This is a genomic window from Rhodococcus sp. DMU1, from assembly GCF_012272955.1.
Classification (GTDB): Bacteria; Actinomycetota; Actinomycetes; order Mycobacteriales; family Mycobacteriaceae; genus Rhodococcus; species Rhodococcus aetherivorans.
This window is the reverse complement of sequence record NZ_CP050953.1, coordinates 116,716-140,465: the sequence shown is the minus strand read 5'-3', so window position 1 is coordinate 140,465 and position 23,750 is coordinate 116,716. Positions and strand designations below refer to the sequence as shown.

Annotated in this window: 14 protein-coding genes and 4 pseudogenes; 12 read left to right on the top strand and 6 right to left on the bottom strand. The window is 64.2% G+C overall.

What is annotated here, in order from left to right:
- The first annotated feature begins 237 nt into the window (after positions 1-237).
- A complete protein-coding gene (locus HFP48_RS28715) occupies positions 238-1,392 on the top strand; it encodes an AraC family transcriptional regulator (RefSeq protein WP_246872608.1) in 1,155 nt (384 codons plus the stop codon).
- A 40-nt stretch (positions 1,393-1,432) separates the two neighbouring features.
- Here the strand turns inward: HFP48_RS28715 and HFP48_RS28710 are convergent.
- A pseudogene (locus HFP48_RS28710) lies at positions 1,433-2,325 on the bottom strand (IS5 family transposase).
- A gap of 530 nt (positions 2,326-2,855) precedes the next feature.
- Here HFP48_RS28710 and HFP48_RS28705 point away from each other — a divergent pair.
- Positions 2,856-4,202: an LLM class flavin-dependent oxidoreductase gene (locus tag HFP48_RS28705; RefSeq protein ID WP_168580781.1), complete on the top strand. Its 1,347-nt coding sequence runs from the start codon at positions 2,856-2,858 to the stop codon at positions 4,200-4,202.
- Positions 4,203-4,758: 556 nt separating this feature from the next.
- Here HFP48_RS28705 and HFP48_RS28700 read toward each other — a convergent pair.
- Positions 4,759-5,535, bottom strand: a pseudogene (locus tag HFP48_RS28700) (transposase); the annotation flags it as partial.
- 357 nt (positions 5,536-5,892) lie between these two features.
- On the opposite strand from HFP48_RS28700, the gene HFP48_RS28695 reads away from it, so the two are divergent.
- The 3 genes from HFP48_RS28695 to HFP48_RS28685 all read left to right on the top strand — a co-directional run bounded on the left by HFP48_RS28695 (position 5,893) and on the right by HFP48_RS28685 (position 8,936).
- A complete protein-coding gene (locus tag HFP48_RS28695) occupies positions 5,893-6,858 on the top strand; it encodes an SDR family NAD(P)-dependent oxidoreductase (protein ID WP_168580780.1) in 966 nt (321 codons plus the stop codon).
- A 97-nt stretch (positions 6,859-6,955) separates the two neighbouring features.
- Positions 6,956-7,474, top strand: a complete 519-nt coding sequence (locus tag HFP48_RS28690; protein WP_168580779.1) for a cupin domain-containing protein — start codon at positions 6,956-6,958, stop codon at positions 7,472-7,474.
- Positions 7,475-7,565: 91 nt separating this feature from the next.
- Positions 7,566-8,936 (top strand): LLM class flavin-dependent oxidoreductase, encoded by a 1,371-nt coding sequence (locus HFP48_RS28685; RefSeq protein WP_168580778.1) that lies wholly within the window; start codon positions 7,566-7,568, stop codon positions 8,934-8,936.
- Between the two features lie 82 nt (positions 8,937-9,018).
- Here HFP48_RS28685 and HFP48_RS28680 read toward each other — a convergent pair.
- Positions 9,019-9,687: pseudogene (locus HFP48_RS28680) on the bottom strand (leucine zipper domain-containing protein); the annotation flags it as partial.
- A 418-nt stretch (positions 9,688-10,105) separates the two neighbouring features.
- Here HFP48_RS28680 and HFP48_RS28675 point away from each other — a divergent pair.
- A pseudogene (locus tag HFP48_RS28675) lies at positions 10,106-10,225 on the top strand (IS481 family transposase); the annotation flags it as partial.
- 450 nt (positions 10,226-10,675) lie between these two features.
- Here HFP48_RS28675 and HFP48_RS28670 read toward each other — a convergent pair.
- From HFP48_RS28670 to HFP48_RS28660, 3 genes are all read right to left on the bottom strand, one after another.
- Positions 10,676-11,734 (bottom strand): Zn-dependent alcohol dehydrogenase, encoded by a 1,059-nt coding sequence (locus HFP48_RS28670; RefSeq protein ID WP_168580777.1) that lies wholly within the window; start codon positions 11,732-11,734, stop codon positions 10,676-10,678.
- 53 nt (positions 11,735-11,787) lie between these two features.
- Positions 11,788-13,626, bottom strand: coding sequence for an NAD(P)/FAD-dependent oxidoreductase (locus HFP48_RS28665; protein WP_168580776.1), 1,839 nt, complete (start codon positions 13,624-13,626; stop codon positions 11,788-11,790).
- Positions 13,627-13,768: 142 nt separating this feature from the next.
- Positions 13,769-14,710 carry an alpha/beta hydrolase gene (locus HFP48_RS28660; RefSeq protein ID WP_168580775.1) on the bottom strand — a complete coding sequence of 314 codons (942 nt, stop codon included), beginning with the start codon at positions 14,708-14,710 and terminating at the stop codon, positions 13,769-13,771.
- Positions 14,711-14,888: 178 nt separating this feature from the next.
- Here HFP48_RS28660 and HFP48_RS28655 point away from each other — a divergent pair, with 178 nt between their 5' ends.
- The 6 genes from HFP48_RS28655 (at position 14,889) to HFP48_RS28630 (ending at position 23,750) form a co-directional block, all read left to right on the top strand.
- Positions 14,889-15,722 (top strand): enoyl-CoA hydratase/isomerase family protein, encoded by an 834-nt coding sequence (locus HFP48_RS28655; RefSeq protein ID WP_168580774.1) that lies wholly within the window; start codon positions 14,889-14,891, stop codon positions 15,720-15,722.
- A complete protein-coding gene (locus tag HFP48_RS28650; protein WP_168580773.1) occupies positions 15,719-17,890 on the top strand; it encodes an acetate--CoA ligase family protein in 2,172 nt (723 codons plus the stop codon). Before HFP48_RS28655 ends, HFP48_RS28650 begins: the two co-directional genes overlap by 4 nt.
- Positions 17,891-17,983: 93 nt before the next feature.
- Positions 17,984-19,438, top strand: a complete 1,455-nt coding sequence (locus tag HFP48_RS28645) for an aldehyde dehydrogenase (RefSeq protein WP_168580772.1) — start codon at positions 17,984-17,986, stop codon at positions 19,436-19,438.
- A gap of 64 nt (positions 19,439-19,502) precedes the next feature.
- Positions 19,503-20,291 carry an N-acyl homoserine lactonase family protein gene (locus tag HFP48_RS28640; protein WP_246872607.1) on the top strand — a complete coding sequence of 263 codons (789 nt, stop codon included), beginning with the start codon at positions 19,503-19,505 and terminating at the stop codon, positions 20,289-20,291.
- A 502-nt stretch (positions 20,292-20,793) separates the two neighbouring features.
- The gene (locus HFP48_RS28635) at positions 20,794-22,497 is read left to right on the top strand and encodes an AMP-binding protein (protein ID WP_168580771.1); all 1,704 of its coding nucleotides are present in this window, start codon (positions 20,794-20,796) and stop codon (positions 22,495-22,497) included.
- Positions 22,494-23,750 (top strand): thiolase family protein, encoded by a 1,257-nt coding sequence (locus tag HFP48_RS28630; protein WP_168580770.1) that lies wholly within the window; start codon positions 22,494-22,496, stop codon positions 23,748-23,750. Before HFP48_RS28635 ends, HFP48_RS28630 begins: the two co-directional genes overlap by 4 nt.

Below are 23,750 nucleotides of genomic sequence, written 5' to 3'. Positions count from 1 at the left end.
GGTGCGTCGGTAACGTTCGCCGAGGAAGGAGGCGGTGCGTCCGGCCCGTAGAGGAGGGCGTAGCACAGGACGGCGTCGTTGCGGAGCAGTGTGTCGATGACGCGTCCCACCGAGCTGTCGACCAGCCCCGGTAGAGCGGCTCGCCTCGGACTGGGACATTTCGAAGGCGGTATACTGTGATATCGGCGACACTGCCCCGTTGTGTGCAGGAGCAGCGTTGATGTCGAGGAGGGCAAAATGGGAGTGCTCGATGTTCACCGCCCCGCTGAGAACAGGGGCGGGAACGCACGAGCCGCCACGGGGAAGGCTTCGCATCCCCCTGAACGTCGCGCCTGGGCAGAGGTGCCCAGCCTGAGCGTGCGCATTATGTGTGAGGTCTCCAAGGATCACGGCCTCGACCCGGAGCCGTTGCTCCGTGCGGCGCACATCCGCGCCGACCTCCTAGCGCGTGGGGATGGTCGGATCGGGTGGCGCCAGGAGCTTGCGTTTCAGCAAGCCTTCGCAGCGGCTACCGAGCACAGATCAGACATCTGGGTCGAAACCGGGACGCGGTACCTTTTTCCGGCCTTTGACTCGCTGGGCTCCGCCATGATCGTCGCGCCGACGCTCCGTCACTGGAGGGAGCTGCCGGCCACCGTGGACATGTATTACAGCGCTGTCACTTTTCGCACGTTCGACGAGCTCGACACCGGGAGTTCGGGCATCGAGATCAGCCTGCCTCCCGATGTCCCTCCGTCGAGCCCGTTCTATCGGTTCTCCATTTGTCGGGACGTCGCTGCCATGGCGGCGATGCTAAACGACCTGTGGAACGGACCGTTCCCGCTGGACCGGGTCGAGTTGCCGATGGCTTCCGTTCCGCCGGCATTGACCAAACTGGTCGGCCGGAAGGCGGTTCTGAGCCGGAATGCTGCTCGGATCGGTTGGCGGAGTGAGCTGCTGGACGTCCCGCTCCCGCGATCGAACAGGCTTCTGTACGACGTCTATGCAGGTAGGGCTGGGCGCGCGGATGACTGGGTCCGGGCGTCGTTCCAGCTCGATCAGCAGGTCGCTGCAATCCTGAGCAGACCCGGGAGTTCAGGGATGACACTGACCGACGTCGCCCGTGAGTTCGCTGTGTCCAAGCGGACGCTGCAGCGTAGGCTCGATGAGTGCGACGTCAGTTTCCGTGAGTTGCGGGAGGTGGCGCGTTTGCGGGAGGCGTGCCGTCTCCTGACCGATACCGACCTGCCGGTTTCCGAGATCGCCGCACAGCTCGCCTACGTCGAAGTTGCAAGCTTCAGCACCGCGTTCCGACGTTGGTCGGGCGCTACCCCAAGCCACTACCGACAACACCACAGTCGTCTGCGCGACAGCGACCCGCTCCCGTGGACGTCCGCTGAGCCTGGCCGTTGACTAGTCAATCGCGAGCTTAAGAGCGACCGGCAAATGGTGATCACTTGAGTCGTCGGGTGGTGGGTCGGGTCGGCCACCGGTAGTGGGCGCGTGCACGGTTGCTCAGGCGCCTGAGCACGGTCAGCGCAGCGGCCAAGGAGAGGTAGAAGTCGACGATCACGGCGCGTTTGTCGGTCCAGCGACGCAGCTTGCCGAACCCGTTCATCCACGCATGTGTCCGCTCGACCACCCAGCGTCTTCCCGCCTGAACCGGGGCGGGCACCCCCTTGCGGGCGATATCGTATTCGTAGCCCAACTCCTCAAGCAGATCCCTGGTCTTGGCCGAGTCGTAGCCGCGATCGAGGTGCACACACGAGTGCTGCGGCAGCGGCCCGATCATGTCGGGCACGGCCCGGATCGTGGGTTCGAGCAGTGGTGAGTCGTGCCGGTTCGCGCCGGCCGGCACCAGCGCCGGCGGAATCCGGCCGCCGTTGCACACCACCGAGCGTTTCGTGCCCTGCTTCCCGCGATCGACCGGCGATCGACCCGAAACCTCCCATCAGCACGGGGATTTGGTGATCGATCCGTCGACCGAGAGGTGATCGAGGTCGAGGCCGAGCATCCGGTCGTAGGCGCCCAGGGCGGCACGGAGCACCTCGAGGCCGATCCCTTTGGCGGACCATTCGGCGAGGCGTCGACGGATGGTGCGGTCGGAGCATCCGGCGATGGCGATGCGTTCGTAGCCGCTGCCGTGCATGAGTGCGGCGAGCACGTGTTCGAACACGACCCGGTCTTCGGACCCTCCGGCGGTGGGATCCCCTCGGATGCGTCGGCTCGAACTCCGGTCGGGCATCGATGTCGAGATGCGCGGCGAAGTCGGGCCTTCAGGGGTTCGATGAGACAGACTGGCAGCAGGGGCACGGGCGCTCGGGGTGATCGTGGGACTTCAGCAATCACATGATCAACTCGAAGCCCGTCCCCCTGCCTGCATCGACATGCCGATCCTTCGATCTCCCCCGGCTGCGCCCCGCATATGCGGACTCTCTAACTCTCGGCAGGACGAGGGCGGCACCGTTCATCTCTGATCTGGCGAGCCGAGTCCGTCTCGACGTTCACGACATCGCCGAAACCGCGACGGACGTGGTGCCTGTGTTCTCGAACGAAACCCACTCGTAAAGATCATCGTCAGATCAGATCAGAGTGGTCGTCCGACGGCCGTCGCGCATCGCCCTGGCATGAAGTCGAAAGTGGCTGACGCGCCTCCGATAACTCCCGTCGATCCACCGTCGGTACGGTGACGGGACACTGGGATCGGGCACGGGCACATGCTGTTCGGTCCGCATCCGCAGAGTAGCCGAGATGGTGCCTGCGATGGACTGCCATCGACGCGTGACGCGCGGCAGCTGTACACCGCCCGTGCGCAGACCTCACTTGGACCCAGCGGCCGACATATAGCGGGTGGTCGGCAGCAGAACGGAAGCGACATGACCAGCAATCACATCAACGTTTGCGTCATGCCCCATGCGGGCGGCTGGCACAAGGCGTCGTGGCGGCGTCCGGACACCACGGGCAACGATATCTGGGACCCGGACCTGTGGCGCGGTATCGCCCAGACTGCCGAGCGGGGTAAGCTCGACGCCGTCTTCATGGCGGACAACCAGTCGGTCTGGCCCATGTCGAACGAGTTGCGGCACCTAACGGCGAAGGTCGGCGTCTGGGACGCGCTCATCGCCGTCACGATGATGGCGAGCGCGACTGAGCACATCGGTCTCATCGCGACCGCCCACACCCAGTTCCACCAGCCCTACATCCTGGCGCGCCAGCTAGCCTGCATCGACCACCTTTCAAGAGGCCGGGTCGGATGGAATGTGGTGACATCCGGTAGCGCGTTCGATGCTGCCAACTTCAGCGATGCTGCTCAGGTGTCCACCGAGCTGCGGTACGACCGGGCCACCGAATTCGTCGAGCTGGTGAAGAAGCTGTGGGACAGCTGGGAGGAGGACGCCTATCTCATCGACAAGGAGGCCGGCGTCTTCTACGACACGAGCAAGATGCATCCCACCAACCACCATGGCAAGTACTACGACGTCGCGGGGCCGCTTAACATCATGCGTCCCCCGCAGGGATACCCAGTCATCGCGCAGGCTGGCAGCTCGGGGCCGGGCAGGGAGCTTGCCGCGTCGGTCGGCGAAGTCATCTTCACTCCGCTGACCGGTGCCGCCGGTCGGGCCTACACCGAGGAACTCCGTGGGCTCGCAGCGTCGAAAGGCCGTGCGAGTACGGATATGAGGGTTCTGTCTCAGATCACTCCGGTCATCGGTCGGACCGACCAGGAGGCGCAGGAAAAGTGGGACTGGCTGGCGTCGCACCTCGATCCACGGCTGGCTCTGGATGACATGGAGGGGATGCTCGGCGTCGACCTCAAGGGGTACCCGCTCGACGAACCGCTGCCCGAGCTAGGCGACAACCGACTTACTGCGGGTTATCGTCAGGCAGTCCTGTCGCTTTCGGTCGACGGCCGACAGCCCACGCTGCGAGAGCTCATCGCCCGCTTCAACGTGCCAGGCACTGTAGTCGGTAGCGCCGAGACGATCGCGGACTACATGGAGAACGAGGTCGACAGCGGGGTGTGCGACGGTTTCATCCTCTGCCTGCAGGGCACTCCCGAGGAGCTCGAAGACTTCGTGGACTTGGTGGTGCCCGAGCTCCAACGACGTGGACGGTTCCGCACGGAGTACAAGCACACGACCTTGCGCGAGACGCTCGGGTTCGAGCGACCCGCGAACCAGTTCTCGACGACAATGGATCACGTACCTTCTGAAGCCATGTGACCGGCACCGGATCTTATCGCTCTGTCTCTGGGCCGGCGGGTGCCGGCTGGGCCGATGCCGCGCTGCGGCTCAGGTCGGTAAACGGTGGGCCACGAAGTGGGCGAGCACTTCGGCGCGGAGCGGCTGAGTCGAACATTGTTCGCGAACTTTTGATTCCGTCGATCAGCGTCCCTTCGGGCCGAATGGCCGGCGCATACAGTTCGCGGGTAGCTGCGCCCACCGCGGCCTGGACCGTGCTTCGGAGGGACCGTGCGCGGCCTTCGGCTCCCGGTGAGCAGGGTGCCGAATGGCGGCCCGCGATGGACTGGGCCGTGCTCAGCAGGTGAGCGATTCCATCGACACGGCACCGGTATTCACCCGATCATACAACGGTCGCGGGCAGTCGAGCGGCACCGGTGCAAGGCCGATCCACTCGGGGGCTCGGACCTATCCCTCAAAGAGTGTTCCTGCGTGCTCGGTACCGAACACCCCGTGACTCGCCCGTCCCCAGTGCGACGGGCGAGTCACGAGCATCCAGCACTCGGCATCTCCCCGGCGACGACCGGCTAGTGCCGCATCAGGCTATGTTTGCCCTGTCCACGATCTCGCGTAGTCGCTCGTCCTCGGCGTGTTTGTTGCGCCAGATGATGTAGCGGCGAATCATCGACGCCTGCTCGCGGTGACTGCCGTGGTCGGTGCCGTCGAGGGCGAAGTAGCGCAGGGCGGTGAACTGCGCCTCGATCCGGTTCAACCACGAACTGTGGGTCGGGGTGTAGGCGATCTCGACGTTGTTGGCCTCGGTCCACTCCGCCACCCGCCGGCACCTGTGGGTGGTCAGGTGCGGGCGAAGTTGTCACACACGATCGCGATGCGCACCTCGACCGGGTAGAGACTGCGCAGGTAGCGGCAGAACTCGAGGAACTTGGTGCGGTCTTTCGTCGTCTTCACGTGCCCGTAGAGCCGATCCTTGCCCAGGGCGTAGGCGGCGAACAGGTGCCGCACCCCATGCGGGCGGGTGTAGGTCGCTCGGCGCCGCGGCTCCCGGTTCGGGTCCTTGTGCTTGCCGCCGCGTTCGGCCCACTGTCGGCCGGGGTGCGGTTGTAGGTTCAAGGGCCCGAACTCGTCGAGGAAGACGATCGCCTGCGGCTCATGGGGTTCGGCCTCGACTTCGCCGTCGGCGATGGCGTAGAGATGCTCGACCCGGGCCTTCTTGACCGCGTAGTCCGGGTCCTTCGAGCGTTTCCACGTTTTCACTTTTTGAAACGAGACACCCTCCTCGCGGAGCAGCACCCGCAGACCCTCGTGACTGATGTCGACGGGCCACCCCCTCGGCGACCAGGAACTCGGCGAGTTTGGACCCGACCAGCGTGTCACACCATATCGAGGCGAAGGTTCACTGACGCGGCACTAGACATGCCGTGAAATCGATCTCTGGCTCCGCGGCCGGGAGATGGGTTTGCCCACCCGGGGTCGGATTCTTCTTGTTGAACGTGTGTTTCGGCGCGGGAGTAGCAATGAAGTGATCGATTCCTGGCTGATCGCCGGCCAGGGATGCAAGCACCGATTCGTCGCGTACAACGTGTGGGTAGCTATGAGGGGCCCAGGCCGGCGGATGTCATCTTCACGCAATTGCTTGGCACAGTCCCGATACCGCTCGGCGCTGTGCCGTTTCTATTGTTGTGTCGTAGAACACACGCTGTCCACCTACTCGATGGCCGACATTCCCCCGAAGCCGATCCGTGTAGCGCTGTCGTCGCGCCGGCGCGGCTTCTGTCACAAAGGATTCAGTATGAAGGAAATCAGCGGCCGCACCGCCGTCGTCACGGGCGCCGGTGGAGGCATGGGGCGGTCGATCGCGCTCGAGCTCGCCGCCGAAGGAGTGAGCGTCGCGGTCGTCGACCTCGACAAGGACGCTGCCGAGGCAGTCGCGGCGGAGATCTCGGCCAGCGGAGGAACGGCCGCAGCGTACGCAATTGACGTGTCGAAGCTCGATCAGGTCGAGCAGCTTGCAGACGACGTTTATGCGAAGTTCGGCTCCGTCGAGATCCTCGTGAACAACGCCGGGGTCACACTGCGACCGTTCCGGGCCTCGTGGGATACCAGCTACGAGGACTTCCAGTGGGTCATGGCGGTCAACTTCTGGGGTGTGTTGCACGGCCACCACGTCTTCGTTCCCCGAATGCGGGAGACCCCCGGCGAAAAGCACATCCTCAACACCTCGTCGATGGCTTCTCTCGTGCCCGTCGCGGGTCACTCGGCCTACTCGGCTTCCAAGAGCGCGGTGGACGGGCTGTCGCACGCCACACGCGAGGAGCTAAAGACTCAGAACATCGGGGTGACAATCCTGCACCCCGGCCCGGTCCGGACGCGGATCGTGACGAGTGAGCGCTTCCGCTCCGCGGAAGAACAGTCCGATACGCGCGGGGTCAAGTCGTGGACGGAGTACGTCACGCAGCCCGAGAACCCGGTCGAGAAGAGCGCGGTCAAGCAGGAGATAGACGCCGATGTCGCGGCGAGCCCCTGGGAGTACATCACTCCCGATGCGGTGGGGCGGATGGCGGTCGACGCGATCAAGAACAACAAGCCGCACGTCCTGACCCATCCAGCGCCTGTGGAGACGCTCCAGGGCCGGTTCGACGACATCGTTGCCGGCGCCCCCGCGCCTCGACAGGACTGACCAGTAGCAGACCGAACGGTTGTACACCGACCTTCACGGCTATCCGGGGCGTCCGGTGCGCCGCGGCCGACATTCCACGAGAGCAGGGAGCCCCACCATGGCTGTAGCAGATGAGTTCGACCTTGTTGTCGCAGTGGTTGACGCTGATGGCAATTCCTACTTCGTCGAAGCGGGTCCGCCCGCAACGATGGAGATTCCGGAATCGCTCGATGGAGCATTCCTGTGGTCCACCGGGGGCGTCGTGTCTCTGCCGACGAATATCGGCGCAGCTCCCGCTGACATGTCCTTCCCGCCACCGGGCGGATCCAACCTCGGCATCTTCCGATTTCCTGCCCGCTCCGCGGGAAAGCTCGACGTCTCTGCGTTGGACAGGGACGACGTCCAGGGCGACCCCCACGGCGACGCAGGCATGCATCGCACGGACACGATCGACTACGAGATCATCATCTCCGGCAAGGTCGACATCGAACTACCCGGCGGGCAGGTACGGACTCTGTCACCAGGATCGATCCTGGTGATGGCCGGTGCTCCGCACGCCTGGCGCAACCATTACGACGAAGACTGCACCTACGTCGCGGTCGTTGTCGGTGCCAACCCGCCAGCCAACGCCGGCTGAAGGGCCCGACCTCAGCCCCAGCCTGCCAATCCGGCAGACAGGTCCCTCTGCCGCATTGGGCCATGGTGACCACTTACAGAGAGACGAATTCATGTCACGCACAGACCCGTTGCTTTTCAATATCTTCATCATGAATACGCCGTCCCACATCTCGCCTGGAATGTGGCGACATCCCGAATCCCGTGCCATCGAATACAACTCACTGGACCTGTGGGTAGAGATGGCGAAGATCGCTGAGCGCGGGAAGCTCGACGGGATCTTCATCGCCGACATCTTCGGCCTGTACGGCGAGTTCCGCGGTTCGTGGGACGTGATCGCCGAGCGTGCGGTGCAGTTCCCGGTGAGCGATCCGAGTGTTCTCATCTCCGCAATGGCACACGCCACGGAAGATGTGGGTTTCGTGTACACGAGCTCGATCCTGCAAGCACATCCCTTCTCGTTCGCTCGCGCTGCGTCGACGCTGGACCACCTGACGAAGGGCAGAATCGGCTGGAACGTCGTTACCAGCGTGTCGAAGAACGGCTCGCGCAGCATGGGATTGCCGACGATCGTCGATCACGACGAGCGCTATCGGTGGGCCGAGGAATACACCGAGGTCACCTACAAGCTGTGGGAGGGATCCTGGGAAGACGAGGCTGTGGTGAAGGATCGCGACACCGGCCTGTTCTCCGACCCGCGCAAGATCCACAAGATCAATCACGTGGGCGAGCGATACAGCGTCGAAGGCCCGCACCTGGTGGAGCCGTCGCCGCAACGTACGCCTGTTCTTTTCCAAGCGGGCGCATCGTCGGCCGGTATGGCCTTTGCCGCCAAGCACGCGGAAGGCGTCTTCATGATCTCGGGGCCGCCACAGGCCTCCGCGGCAAAGATCGAGAAGGTGAAGGCGCTCGCTGCCCAGGCGGGCCGGCGGCCCGATGACATCCGCTTCATCGAAGGGCTCACCTTCATCGTGGGCTCGACGGAGGAGGAGGCTCGACGCAAGGAAGCCGAGTACGACGAGTGGAACGATCTGGAAGCCCAGATGGCGGTGATGAGTGGCACCATCGGTGTGGACCTCAGCACCAGTGATCCCGATGAGCCACTCGAGGAACTGATCCAGCAGGTTCCGGGCATGAGAGGCGTCATCCAGCTCGTCATCGACACGGTGCCGGACCGACCGGCAACCGTGGCGGATCTCCTCGCCTTTTCCGCCAAACAGTGGCGGGTCACGGGCACACCCGAGAGCATCGCCGACAAGCTCGAGGAATACCGTGCGGCTGGCGTCGACGGTATCAACATCATGTCGATGCTGGTTCCTGGCACCTACACCGACTTTGTTGACCACGTAGCGCCAGAACTACAGCAGCGGGGACTGATGAAGCGCGACTATCAGCCCGGCACCTTGCGTGAGAAGCTCTTCCCCGGCCGTGGACCGCGGCTGGAGGAACACCACGTGGCTGCAAAGTGGAGAAACCTGGGCTGATCGGTTCTAGTCAGCAGCGGGGCCGATCTCGGGTCGGCCCCGTTTTCCGGTCCATGGGGTGGCGGGTTGAGCCAGTGGCCCGTTTGACGGTGAGGTCATGACGGTTGAAGTAGGCGTTGGCGCGGGTCCAGAATGCGCAGGCGGTCTCTTTGCGTTCGTCGCCAAGGATCTCCGAGTACGCCAGCCGGGAGTGGTCGCCGCTTGCGTGATGCACGAAGGCGTACCTCAGGCTCTGCTTTTTGTTGTTGCGGTTGCCGATCGTGCGTCCGAGCTTGCGGTGGCCGCCGCCGTCGAGAATCCGACCGAGCTTCTTGATATCGACGTGGATCAAATCACCGGGGGTGTCGTGTTCGTAGCGGCGCGGTGCCGGGCGGCGGACCACGAGACCGCTGGTGTGGTCCAGGTGCCGCAACAACGGCATCGCGAGCGGCGTAAGACTGCCCCGACGGTGCTGCGCGGGAAATGCAGGTGATAGGCGATGCGGTGTGCTCCCCAGCAACGCGTGAAGCGCGGGTTGATGATTCGCCGTTCGGTTCGGGTCGGGGTGCGATGAGGGCTGCGATGTGGCCGGCTGGAGCGGGCAACCATCGCAGTCTCGCCGCCGACCCGGTAGCGGTCGGCTCATTTCTTCGCGGTCGCGGGTGAGCATTGGAATCGCCCAGCGGCGGCGCAACGTCCAGCCCTGATCGACAATCGCCGAAGCGAGTTTCACTCTGCCCTTCGGAGTGAGGAAGGCATTAGCGTGGGTCATGAGGACCTCTTGGAAGTCGGTGCGCTGTGAGCGGTACGCGCCGCAGAGGTGTAAGTGACGTCGCCTCGGTGGTAAAGAGGGACCCGGCAATCGGGGCGCGTGGTAGGGGTGCCTCAAGCGGGAAAATGCGAACACTGAAACGAATCTATTTCGGCCACAGGACAATTAGTTGAAGGTCACCATGGCACCGTTCCGATGAATTGGCTGTGCCATCTCCTCGCGGTCCTCGGGTTGGGTTCTGATCGGTGCCAGGCCGGCGACCCGTCCTGCGCCGCGCGCGCCGAAAAGGAGTTGGCTGAGCGGATCGGCGTGGCAGCTGGGGTACGCGGTCGAGTACAGCCCTGAACCGTCCGCGGGGACTTGATGGCCGATGACGAATCTGACGGCATCGCAACAGCAACAGGGAAAGCAGCACCCGGGGTACGCCTTCGTGCATCACGCAAGCGGCGACCACTCCCGGCTGGCGTACTCGGAGATCCTTGGCGACGAACGCAAAGAGACCGCCTGCGCATTCTGGATCCGCGCCAACGCCTGTTTCAACTGTCACGACAGCGCCATACGGATGCTCAACGACGATGGATAGCGTTACTGCTCAGAGCTTTTAGAAGTACTCTCGGCGATATTCAATATGACCAGACCAGACCAGACCCATACCGACCGCTGACGATGGCGAAGTTGAACGGTTCGACCGCCCGCCACAGCGCGCCCGAGCGGAGTCGCGCCGACGCAGACGCTGATTCGCGACCCCGCCTGCCTCTGGCGCATGCAGGTCACACACACAAGCGTCGCCGCTGACGGTATCGCGTCCACCGAAATGTCCGCACGCTCATTCCGTGCTTCGCCGACGGGGAGTGCGGATCGAACCGTGTGAGTTCCTACTGCACAGGCCCCCGGCTCGATCTCCGAACCGTGGGCCTGTGCAGTGGTGCCGGCACCCATGGACCAGTCGGCCTGCGACCGATCCGAACGGGCGTTGCGGCGTCCCCATTCAGCTGTAGACGAGCACCTCGCGGCGTGCTTCGCCCTTGGCGAGGCGGTCGTACGCGTCGTTGATCTCCGCCAGGCCGACCTGCCGGCTGACAAGTTCGCGTAGTTTGAACTTGCCGTCCATGAACAGGTCGACGATCATCGGCAGATCGATTCGCGACCGGATGCTGCCGAACGAGGTTCCGGTCAGAACCCGCTCGGTTAGCAGTAGCCGCGGGTCGAAGGTGATCGTCGTGCCATCCGCGGCGATTCCGTTGATGACGGCGGTACCCCCGCGGTGTAGGCAATTGAACGCCATCATGATGGTCGCCGGTGCCCCGACTGCCTCGATCGCGTAGTCTGCGCCGTCGTGACCACAGATCTGACGAATGTCGGCCAAGGCCTTCTCTGTATCCGTGCCGTCCACAGTGTGGGTCGCACCGAACTCCCGAGCGTGTTCGAGTTTGTGGGGTAGCCGATCGACGGCCACGATCCGGGCCGCCCCGGCGAGCACGGCGGCCTGGATCGCGTTGAGACCGACTCCGCCGCACCCGATGACCACGACCGTGCTCCCGGTGTGCACCTTCGCTCGATTGATGACTGCGCCGAAACCTGTGGCAACGCCGCAGCTAACGAGACATGCCAAATCGAGTGGCGCGTCCTTGCGGATGGGCACCAACCCGAGTTCGGGGACAACGGCGCGTTCGCTGTGCGTCGAGAGCTGGAAGAAGTGAAGGATATCCTCGCCCGTCTTCTTGTCCCTCATCCGAGTCGTGCCGTCCGCCATCACGGTGCGATTCGCATCGCGCAGCACACACAGATTCGAGCGCCCTTGGGAGCAATACCAGCAGCGACCACACGCCGGTTGGTAGGAGGTCAGCACGTGATCTCCTACGGAGACGGTTGTGACGCCAGGACCTACCGCCTCCACGATTCCCGCTCCTTCGTGACCCAGGACCACGGGCGCGGGGTGGAACATCGAACCATCAATGACGTGCAGGTCGCTGTGGCACAGACCGCTTGCGACATACCGTACGAGAACCTCACCCGCGCGGGGCTCGTCGAGCTCGAGTTCGGTCACGATCAGGGGTTGGGCTGGGTCGCGGAATACCGCCGCGGATGTCGTTATCATCGTTATCGAGCCCTTCCAGCTGTCGAATCGGACCGAGTCGATCCGTTCGTCGTGATTACCGACGTGGCTGTGATCTCATTGTCGCACCACTCTTCGAGGATCTCGATGTACTCGATAGGTCCACCACCGTAGACCGTTGCGAAGAGCGGCTTCTCATTGAAGTCCCCCTCATTGTTGTAGTACCCCGGGGTACACGCGCGAGTGGCCTCCTCGTTGTACGCCGACTTCTCAGCCATCCGCGCAGACCAATCATCCTCGGCCTCAGCTGTGACCTCGAATGCCTCGACGCCCTTCTCGCTGAGCGACTTGATCACCTTCGCCACGTGCTCGGCCTGCGCGCCGTTGACGTAATTGATGTTGATCGAGATGGCCGCGCCCTTGACGCCCCCGACGACGTGCAAGTTGGGGAATCCATGAGTGTAGATGCCGTGCAGGTTCTTTACTCCCTCTTTCCATCGGCCCTCGAGCGTTACGCCGTCACGCCCGCGGATTTCGAACCCGCCGGCGCGGCCCGGAGATATCGCCGCCTGGAATCCGGTGGCGTAAACGATGCAGTCGACCTCGTACGCCTGCCCGTCGAAGTAGATCGCGTTCTCGGTGATCTTTTCGGCACCGCGTCCCTGCGTGTCGATGAGTGTGACGTTGGACCTGTTGAAGGTCTGCAGGTAGCTGTCATGGAAGCCGGGGCGTTTGCAGTGAGTGGCAAACCACGGCTTCAGCGATTCTGCGGTTTTCGGGTCATCGACCAGTTCGTCGACGCGAGCCCGTACCCGCTCCATCTGCTCGAGGTCATTCGCCATCACCGCTTGCATGTACGCCGCCGTGTCCGGTGCCGATCCATCCTCCGGGATCTCGAGCTTCGGCAGACCCCAGATTGTCGTCCACTGGTCGCCGACCATGTCTTCGTCGAAGGGAATGCCCGCGAGCAGGCCATCGAAATTGGCCATTCGCTTGCGCTGCCAACCCGGCTCCTGGGCGGCGAACCACTCGGGATCGGTGGGGGCGTTGCCACGGTAGTCCACCGCGGCCGGGGTCCGCTGGAAGACGTAGAGGTGCTCCGCAGATTCGGCGAGATGCGGGATCACCTGTAGCGCGGTGGCACCGGTACCGATGACGGCCACCCGCTTATCCGCCAAGCCGGTGAGGCCTCCCGTCGCGTCGCCCCCGGTGTAGTCGTAGTTCCACCGACTGGTGTGGAACCACTCGCCTGCGAAGGTGTCGAGGCCCGGTATACGCGGCAGCTTCGGCCGGGAGATCAGACCACCGGTCCCCAGGACCACGTGGCGTGCTGTGATGCTGTCACCGAGGGTGGTCGAGGCGACCCAGCGGTTGGTCTCGTCGTCCCAGGCGAGGTCGTTCACGCGGGTCTGGAACAACGTCCGCCGGGTCAGGTCGTACTTGTCGGCGATAGTCTTTGCGTGGTTGCGGATCTCGGTGCCGCTGGCGTAGAGCTCGCTGGGAATCGTGCCGATGTCTTCGATCATCGGGAGATAGATCGAGGACTCCACGTCACAGGCGATTCCGGGATAGCGGTTCCAATACCACGTACCACCGAAGTCGGCCGCACGCTCGACGAGGCGCAGATCGGTCACTCCCTCACGTACGAGATTCGCGGCGGACATCAACCCCGCGAATCCCCCGCCGACCACCAGGACCTCGACCTCCTCGGTGACCGGATCGCGTTCGATCGGTTCGTCGACGAACGGATCGGCGTCGATATCCGAGTCGACCGGAACCTCCACGAATTGTGAGAGGCCGTCGTTGCGAAGGCGCTTGTCACGCTCTTCGAGGTATTTGGCCGCAATCTGGGCGGCGTCTGGGGCACTGTTCGTTTCGGTCATGGAATGTCCTCCTGATTGACGAGTCGAGCGACTTCGATCTGACGTCGTCACGATCGGGCTGCGAGCGAGTGACCGGAATCACGGTCCGTAGGCGAATAGTAACTCCAAGACACTTGAAAGTATACTGACCGGCCAGACTCTTTCATTGGATGCCGACGGTCGTATCGAGCCAGCCGGCGATCTGCTCGAAAGCGGCGGCCGCCTCGGGCAGACGGGGCGCGAAAGCATGCCAGACGTGAATCATCCCGGGCCATATTTCGAGGTCGCAGCGTACGCCACACTCCCGCGCCCGAACGCTCAGCAGTTCGGAATCGCCGCGGAGCCCTTCCAGCTCTGCGGCATGGACCAGAATAGGTGGAAAGTCGCGCAGGTCGGCCAGCACGGGGGAGGCGAGCGGGTTCTCGGCATCGTGGTCCGGGCCCAGGTAGCTGCTGCACATCATGCTCAACAGCCAACGAGGTAGTTGCGGGTCGTGCTCCGCCGCATGATCCAGCCCGGGATCTTGCATACGTAGATCCAGCAGCGGTGACAACAGTACCGCCGCCGCGGGCATCGGCAGGCCACGACGGCGAGCCTCGAGGATCGCACTCATCGCCAGGCCGCCCCCCGCCGAATCGCCCATGACGACCAGCTGGGCGGCGCCCACCTGGTCGCAGAGCCAGGCATATGTATCGCAGGCCTCGCGTGGCTGCGTCGGAAACCGGACCTCGGGCGCCAGCGAGTACTCCAGGATAACCAGTGGGCGGCCGGTCGCCAGCGCGAGGTGGGTGGCCATCGCTCGTGTCGTATTGATCGATCCCATGATGAACCCCCCACCGTGCAGGTAGAGCACCGTCTGCCGATCGTCGGAGCCGGGAGGCCGCACCCACTCCGCCGCACCTCCTGGGGTAGAGATCCTCTCGATCTCGACCCCGGGGGCGAGCGGTCGGGGAGTGGTCGCCTCCTCGAAGCCCATCCGGTGACGCTCGATGGTCCATTCCGGCTGTGCAGCGTTTCGGTACATGGCCCGCACCAGACCGCGCACGGTGGGACTGAGACGTTCCGAGACCGGTTGGTCATGGGTGTTTGCGTCCGTTGCGCTCATATAGACCTCCGAGGCAGAAGATGTGACCTAAGATATACACTGACCGCACAGTGTACAAGCGAGGCTACCGCGGGTATGGTTCCGACCGTACTGCTCGGGTGACCGGAACCACACCGTGTCCGATTGGCCAACGCCGCACACGAGCAGCCGGTGTATTCCGATCCGTGCAGGAGGACAAATGACCGTCAGTATCGAACTCGAGACGATACGACTCGATCACCCGTCCCCGGGCATCCTGTTGGCAACGTTGAACCGACCCGGACGACTCAACGCGATGACCCCTCAGATGTTCGCCGATTTGATTGTGCTCGGCGAGGCGGTCAACTCGGACGAAGATGAACGGGTAGTGGTACTCACCGGGGCCGGTCGCGCATTCTGTGCAGGTGGCGATCTGTCCAACATGGTGGACATCGAGTCGTGGTCGTCCACCCGGATGCGTCGGCACCAGGAACTCGGGGCCGGCGCGATGACTGCGCTACGAGGAATTGGCATACCGGTCATCGCTGCGGTCAACGGTCCGGCGACCGGTGGCGGCCTCTCGCTGGCCCTTGGCGCCGACTTGCGCTACGCCTCGCCGGCCGCGAAATTCAACGCGGCCTTCACCCGGCTCGGCTTCTCGGGTGGGCAGCTCGGTACTTCCTGGCTGCTTCCCCGCCTGATCGGTTGGGGGCTCACCTCCGAACTGCTGCTGACCGGGAGGTTCATGGATGCCGCGGAGGCGGAGCGCACAGGATTGGTCAACAAAGTGGTAGCGGCCGAGACGTTGCTCGACCACGTGATGGACATTGCCCGATCGATCGCGGCCCTTCCGCCCGAGGCAGTCCGGTCGACAAAGGCTGATATGCAACTGAATCTCGAAACCGCGACGTTCGCGGGTGCAATGGAGATCGAAACACGGACACAGATCCTGCGCGGCCGCGATCAAGAGATGCACGGAGCGCTGGACAAGGTACGCCGCGAGCTCGGGCTCGTGGGGCAACAAGACAAGAAAGCCAGTGAGGAATCCGCATGAGTGTCATCAGCCCGTCCACCACATCGGCGCAGGCCGCAGCGCGGGTGGCCAGCCTCATGGAGTCGCGCCGCGTCGCCATCGTGGGCGCGAGTGAACGGTCCATGTTCCTTCGTCATCTTATCGGCAGCATCGACGGTGCCGGTGGCGTCGGCAGCGCACCCGATGTGCATCTGGTCAACCCCAACGCGCAGGGACTCGTCTTCGGCCGGGAAACCGTCCGTTCGGTGGCGGACCTTCCGCGCGATCTGGACCTCGCGTTCATCGCGGTCGGCGCTCCCCGCGTCATCGACGCCGTGGAGCAGATCGCCGACCACGGCATCCGGAACGCCGTGGTGCTCAGCGGCGGATTCGCCGAGGCCGGCGACGAGGAATCGAGAGCCCTGCAGGCGGAGCTGGTCCGGGTGGCTGAGCAACGAGAAATCACGCTACTGGGTCCGAACACGTTGGGATTCCTCAACAACACGACTGGACTCATCGCGATGGGGACACGGCTGCCGACTGAGATCCCGACCGGCGACATCGCGATCATCTCCCAGAGCGGAGCTGTCGGCTCGACCTTGGTGAACTTCGCCGCTCAGGATCAGATCGGCGTCAGTTGGGTGATGGCCACCGGAAATGAGGCAATGCTCACCGCAAGCGACGCCGTCGCGTATGCCGCGGAGGACGAGCACACCCGAGTCATCGCCCTGTATCTGGAGTCTGTGCGTCATGCGGACGAATTCCTGGCTGCCGTTGCGATGGCGAACCAGGCCGGAAAACGGGTTATCGCTTGTAAAGTCGGCCGTGGTTCCGCAGCGGCGCGAGTCGCGGCAGCACATACCGGTGGGATCGCCGGTGACGACGATGTCGTCGAAGCCGCATTTCGTCAGCACGGCATCATCCGGGTCTACTCAGCCGAGGAACTCGTGTACACGGCCGGCGTCGCATCGGCAACGGGCGGCGCGATCGGGCGGCGGATCGGCTTCATCAGCATGTCGGGTGGTTTCTGCGCCCAGGCCGCGGACCTCGGCGAGCGGGCCGGACTGGAATTCCCGGAGTTCGGTGCAGAGACCATCGAGGACGTCTCGCGCATTCCGGAAGCGCCGGGTGTAGTGAACAACCCGCTCGACACCACGGGTACGGCCACCACCCGCGTGGGGGCGTTAGCGGACATCACCGAGGCCGTGGCGGGCGACTCACGAGTCGACGCGCTCATGCTGGGGGTTCCGGCACCCCACACACCGGAAGCGCTCGCCAACCATCTCAGTGATGTCGTTGCCGAGGCGGCCGAACGATTGTCGACCAGCACGGTGCCGACCTTCTTCGTCGAGAACATCAGCGCCCGCACCTCGCAGCTGGCCGCGAACTACTTCCGCAGTCACAACGCTCGGTTCCTGTCCGGCGGGCTCGCACACGTGGTGCGCGCGCTCGGACGGCTGGCCGAACGCACTGAGTGGGAGGCGACGAGGGCGGCGGCGCCACACCGATCGGCTCCGCTCGACAACGACGAGGCCATCAACGACACCGATCCGGGACCACAGGGGTGGGACGAGGTCCGAACGCGCGACTACCTCGCTTCGCGCGGGGTGACGGTGGTTCCCGGCGAGCACGTCATGTCGGAGGCTGACGCCCTCGTCGCCGCCGATCGGCTGGGGTACCCCGTGGTGGTGAAGGCTGTTGGAGCGGCGCTCCAGCACAAGAGCGACATGGGCGGTGTCGTCCTCGGAATCGGCGATGCCGACGAACTCCGCGCGGCCTACAAGAGCGTGCAGGAACGGATAATCGCGGCTACGGGGACTCCACCCGACGGCGTTCTGATCTCGCCGATGCGCAGCAGTGGGATCGAACTGATCGTGGGAGTCGTGGCGGACCCGACCTGGGGGCATACACTCGCCGTCGGCCTCGGCGGGGTCTGGACCGAGGCTATGAAGGATGTCAGTCTGCGAGTTCTGCCGGTGACCGCCGCCGACGTCCAAGAGATGCTGACCGAGCTGCGCGCTTCGATTCTGCTCGACGGATACCGCGGCGGCCCCTCGGTCGACCGTGAGGGTCTGGTTCAGCAGATCCTGGCGGTGGCCAGGGCTGCTCGAACCGCGCCGCGGCCGGTCTTGTCACTCGAGGTCAACCCGGTTCTCGCCTCGGGCGACCGCATCGAGGCGCTCGACGCACTCGTGGAGTGGTCAGACTGATGTACCGGAGACGGAGTGTGCCCGCTCATCCGCTCCGCGCGTGCCCGAACTACACCTACCAGCACATCACGGTGCTTTCGGAAAGGAATCGCAATGCTGAATCGTGAGGAGATCTACATCGGCAGCCGGTGGCGCCGGCCGGCCGGTCAGGACCGACTGGATGTCGTCTCGCCGATGACCGAGGAAGTGTTCGCCACGGTGCCCTTGGCCACCCCGGCCGATGTCGATGTCGCGGTGGCCGCCGCACGGAACGCATTCGACGAAGGCCCGTGGCCTCATATGACCGTCAAGGAACGCGGGGCATACCTGACCCGGGTTATGGAGCTGCTCGCACCCCGAGTCGACGAGATCGTCCACTTGCAGATCGACGAAATGGGCTCGCCGTTGAGCTTCATGGGGCCGCTCACTGGGGGAGCGGTCAAGTCGATTGCCGCTGAAGTGGCTGAGATGGAGGCCTTCGAGACGGCGGAACTCCGGGACGGCCCAGCCGGCAAAGTGCTCGTCGAACGGCTTCCGATCGGTGTCGTCGGCGCGATCATCCCGTGGAATGGACCGGTGCATTCGCTTCTTGGACGGATGGTGACCCCGCTGCTCGCTGGATGCACGGTGATCGCCAAACCGGCGCCCGAGACTCCGCTCTCCGCGTACCTCGTCGCCGAGGCTTTCCACGAGGCAGGAATTCCCGAAGGCGTGGTGAGCATCATCCCCGGCGGGGTGGAAGTCGGGGAGCGCCTGGTTTCCCACCCCGGTGTCAACCGCATCAGTTTCACCGGTAGCACCGCGGCCGGCGAACGCGTGGCCTCCCTCGCCGCGAGCTCGTTCAAGAGCGTCACGCTGGAGCTCGGCGGCAAATCGGCCGCGATCCTGCTCGACGACGTGGACATCGACAAACGACTCTCCCAGGTCATCGAGAGTTCGATGCCCAACAATGGCGAACTGTGTTTCGCGACGACTCGTATCCTGGTGCCCCGCTCACGTGAGCAGGAGATGATCGACGCACTGGTCGGCGCCGTGTCCGGTCTGGTGGTCGGTGACCCGCACGAGAAGTCAACCGCGGTCGGGCCGTTGGCGGCTCGTCGGCAGCGTGAGCGGGTGGAGAAGTATCTCGCCATCGGCCGCGAACAGGGAGCAACCGTGGCGTGTGGCGGCGCTCGCCCGCGGAACCTGGACCGAGGCTGGTTCGTGGAACCGACTGTATTCACCGGTGTCACCACCGATATGACTATCGCCCAGGAAGAGATCTTCGGACCGGTGATCTCGGTGATGGCGTACGACGATGATGCCGATGCAGTTCGGATCGCCAATGATTCCGACTATGGATTGGGCGGGGCTGTGTTCACTGAGGATCTCGATCGCGGAGTCGAGGTCGCTCGGAGGGTCACGACGGGCACCTGTCGCATCAATGAGGCGCCTCCCGGCGGCGGTGGAGGTCCCTTCGGCGGCGTGAAACGCTCCGGCCTCGGACGCGAGCGAGCCCGCGAAGGGCGCGAGAACTGCTACCAGATCAAGTCGATCGCCCTGCCCTCCGGCTATATCCCCACTCTCTAGCGCGGCAAGTATCCACCCATCTAAGTGTGGTCACCCGCCACACGACGGCAGAACGGCAAACCCCGTGTCTCTCAACGTTGCACGCAAGCTGTGGGCGCTCGATACGCCCACCTTCACCTTCGACTCCAGCCTGTTGATGTTCGGCGCATCCGGATCGATCACCGTCCCGATGCCGGCGTTTCTCATCGAACACGAGAAGGGGCTGATCCTCTTCGACACCGGACTCTCGCCGAGCGGTATGGCAGATCCGGTCGCAGAATACGGCGAAGAGGTGGCTGCCATCCTCGGCCTGCAGGCGACGCCTGAGCAGCAGATCGACCGGCAGCTCGCAAACCGGGGCTTCCGGACCGAGCAGATCACGCATGTCGTGTCGTCTCATCTGCATCTCGATCACGCGGGTGCACATCATCTGTTCCCGCAGGCCACCTTCTATGTCGGTGCCGGCGAGTTCGCCAATGCGTTCGCTCCGGATCCAGTCGGCGCGTTCGCGTATGCGCCGGAGGCCCTCGGCGGGTTGCGACAGCTCAACTGGCGGATCGTGCCCGGAGCCGACGTCGACCTCTTCGGCGATGGCAGTCTCACCATTCTCTCCATGCCGGGACATACGCAGGGAAATCTGAGTCTGAAGGTCCGGCTCGCTTCGCGGACGTTCATCCTTGCCGGAGACACCGCACACCTGCGAGCCGCTCTCGCCGCCGAATTCCCGACGCCCTTCGACGACAACAGCAAGATCGCGCTGCAGAGCCTTCGCCGTCTCAAGCGCATCCAGGAGGCCGAGGAGGCAACCGTCTGGATCACACATGATCCGCAGGACTGGGCCGAACTCGGCAACACCGGTTCACACTTTGAGTAGACGAGCGCCATGATCCTCGTTGACTTCAGGTGTTCCGAGTGCCTGACAATCTCGGAGAAATGGGTGAGCAGCCCGCCACCGGTACAGGTCGCTTGTGAATCCTGCACCGGGCAGGCCCGCCGAGTGTTCGTACCGATTCGGCTGGGGGGCAGGGTGGGCACGCCGTCCAAACAAGAACCATTCGCGGCTCGGACCGCGTTGTCGACAGGGTCCGGCGGCGGATGCGCACACAACCCCACCATCCCGGGGATGTGCACGCTCAGCGACTCGGCCGGGCGCGTACTGGCCGCTCGGGCCCGGCGTGACAACCGCGCGCTTGACGCCGAACTGGCACGGCAGGAGGCGTCCGCCGCCGAGCGAACGCCGACGGCCGCGGACGTGATCAGTCCCGGTCATCGTCACTGATCTCGGCGACCGGCAGCGGCGGCCGGGTGCCGCCGACAGACGTAACCTCGATGGTGGCACGGCCACCACCATCGTCGAAATTTTTGAAAGGCTTCCTATGACCGAGATCGATGAGCGCCATACCCGGGCCGAGGCATCGAATCGCCGCGAACCCACCTTCGATGTCGAGAGCCTGCGCGGGCGACGCGCAACAAACCGATGGGAACGTACGTCCGTCGGCGATGTCTTCGAAAGACTCACGTGGAGCTATCCGGACAAGATCTCCCTCACCGGCGCCTGCGGCGAGTCGGAGTACGCGGCACTCACCAATGCGCGGGCCGACGCACTCGCGAACCAGGTCGCCCACGGCCTTGCCGCGGCGGGTCTGGTTCCGGGCGACCGTGTGATGATGTTCTGCGACAACACGGTCGAGGCATTCGTGACCAAGATCGGTATCGCGAAGGCGGGGATGGTCGTCGCCCCGATGAACGTGAATCTCGCCCCTGACGTGCTTCGTCACCTGGTGGCGCTCGTAGAACCAAGTGCTGTGATCGTCGACGCGGAGATGTGGCCCCGAATCGCCGCCGTGGTTGCCGATGCTGGCCTGCCCGCCATCGCGACCATCATGGCCGGCGGCGATGTGGTAGAAGGGTCGAAGCCCTGGAGTGAATTCGTCGCGGGACAACCGACGACTGAGCCAGACGTCGAGATCCATGGCGACGACGTCTGGGAACTCTTGTTCACCTCCGGTACGACATCACTACCCAAAGCCGTGATGATCACCCATCACTCCACCCAGGTGGCAGCGCTGAGCATGGCGGTCTCGCTCACCCGTGGTCTCGCCCATGAATGCGACGTCCGCCTGGCCGTTTTCCTGCCGATGATCTACCACGTCGGCGATCAGCCGTTCCCGTTCGGCGCCCTGATGTCGGGTGGCACCGTCCACCTCGGCCGCGGACAGACCGGGGCGCGGGTGGCGCAGGCTCTGCACGATGACCGGAGCACCGCACTGTTCGTGGGATCGCCCCAGTTCGCGGCCGATGTGCTCGACCAGTTGGAAGCGAATATCGATCTGGATGTCTCAGCGTGCACAATGGTGGTTTACGGGTGGGGCGCCATGCCGCCGCGCACGCTGGACCGTCTGCGCGCCAGATTTGGCACCCAGGTGCACGTGCTCGGGGTCTTCGGGCAGACCGAGTCGATCGCCTGTCACCGGTTCTGGCCGTCGAAGTGGCCCGAGGCATATGCCGCCACCGCGCCGTCGATCAACTGCGTGGGCGTTCCCAGCCCGATGTTGTCTTCCGATGTGGTCGACATTGACGGGAACAGCGTGCGGGGTGTCCCCGGCGAGGCGGTCTACCGGTCCGCGGTGATGACCGCGGGTTACTACCGAAACGAAGAAGCGACGCGTGAGGCCTTCCGCGACGGCTGGTTCCACACCGGGGACAGCGTCATCGTCGACGAGAATGGACTCCGTTCCCTGGTCGATCGCTACAAGGACATCGTCAAAAGCGGTGGCGAGAACATTTCGAGCATGCGTGTCGAGTCGATGCTCGCCACCCACCCGGCAGTTGCGCGCGCCGCAGTGGTCGGCCTACCCCATCCACGATGGGGAGAGGCGGTGACCGGTGTTGTCATTCTGCACGACGATGCGACCGTCGCCGAGGATGAACTGATCGAATTCTGCCGGGAGCGTCTCGCGGGCTACGAAACACCCAAGTCGATCGTCTTCGTGGCCGAATTGCCGGAAACCGTGGGCAAGATCCAGAAGTATCGTCTGCGCACCGACTTCGCCGACCTCTACCTGAGCGGGGAATCATGAGTCCTGCGTCGAAAACCCGAGCCGATCGGGCGATCAATGGACTCGGTGGAAGAGCGGCGATCGTCGGCATGGTCGAGCTCGCACCGGAAAAGCTCTCCGTCGCCAGACCCACGCTGTCACTCGAGCAGTGGGCCGCACTGGCCAAGACGGCTGTGGATGATGCGGGGCTTCGGCCCGAAGACATCGATGGCATCTGCACGACCGCGATCGCCGAGTCGACGAAGTTCGTTCCGGCCACAGTGGCCGAGTATCTAGGCCTGAAGGTCGATTTCGCGGAGTTCGTCGATCTGGGCGGCGCGACAGCGGCTGGTATGATCTGGCGCGCGGCGGCGGCGATCGAATTGGGAATCGCGGATGTCGTGCTCTGCTGTACGCCGGGGCAGCCGACGCCCAGCTCACGGACCGGCAAGGCACAAGGATTGCTGGCCCCCGATGCGAAGCGCGGTTCCGTGGGGGCCTCGAGCACCCTCTTCGGCTCCGCACAAGCTGAATTCGAGCTTCCGTACGGTCTGGCCGCCCAAAACGCCCCGTACGCGATGATCGCCCAGCGTTACGACGCGGAGTACGGACTCGATCGGTCCGCGCTGTCGAAAATAGCTGTCGACCAACGCACCAACGCGAACTCGTATGAGACAGCGATTTTCCATGACAAGCCGATCACCCTGGAGACCGTCAACGCGTCCCCGATGGTCGCGGAACCGCTGCGCATGCTGGATATGGTGATGCCGGTTTCCGGCGGTGCGGCGGTCGTGGTGGCCAGCGAAGCGGTCGCAGCGCGATCACGGAACCGTCCGGTCTGGATCCGAGGATTCGGCGAACGCCTGACATCCAAGTCGCCGGCCTTTGTCGAGGATCTCCTCGACACACCGATCCGTCAGGCCGCCGATCGAGCCTTCGAGATGGCCGGCCGCGCACGCACGGACGTGGATATGGTGTCGATCTACGACTGCTACACCATCACCGTCCTGATGTCCCTGGAAGACGCCGGTTTCGTTCCCAAGGGCAAGGGCGGCGAGTTCGTCCTCGGACATGATCTGACGTTCAAGGGTGATTTCCCGTGCAACACCGTGGGCGGCCAATTGTCTTTCGGGCAGGCCCACGTCGCGGGAGGGATGCATCACGTGTGCGACGCGGTACGGCAGATCTCCGCCCGGGCGGGCTCGAATCAGATCGACGACTGCAATATCGCCTTCGTCAGTGGCAATGGCGGGATCATGAGCGAACAGGTGGCTCTCGTTTTGGAGGGTGATTGA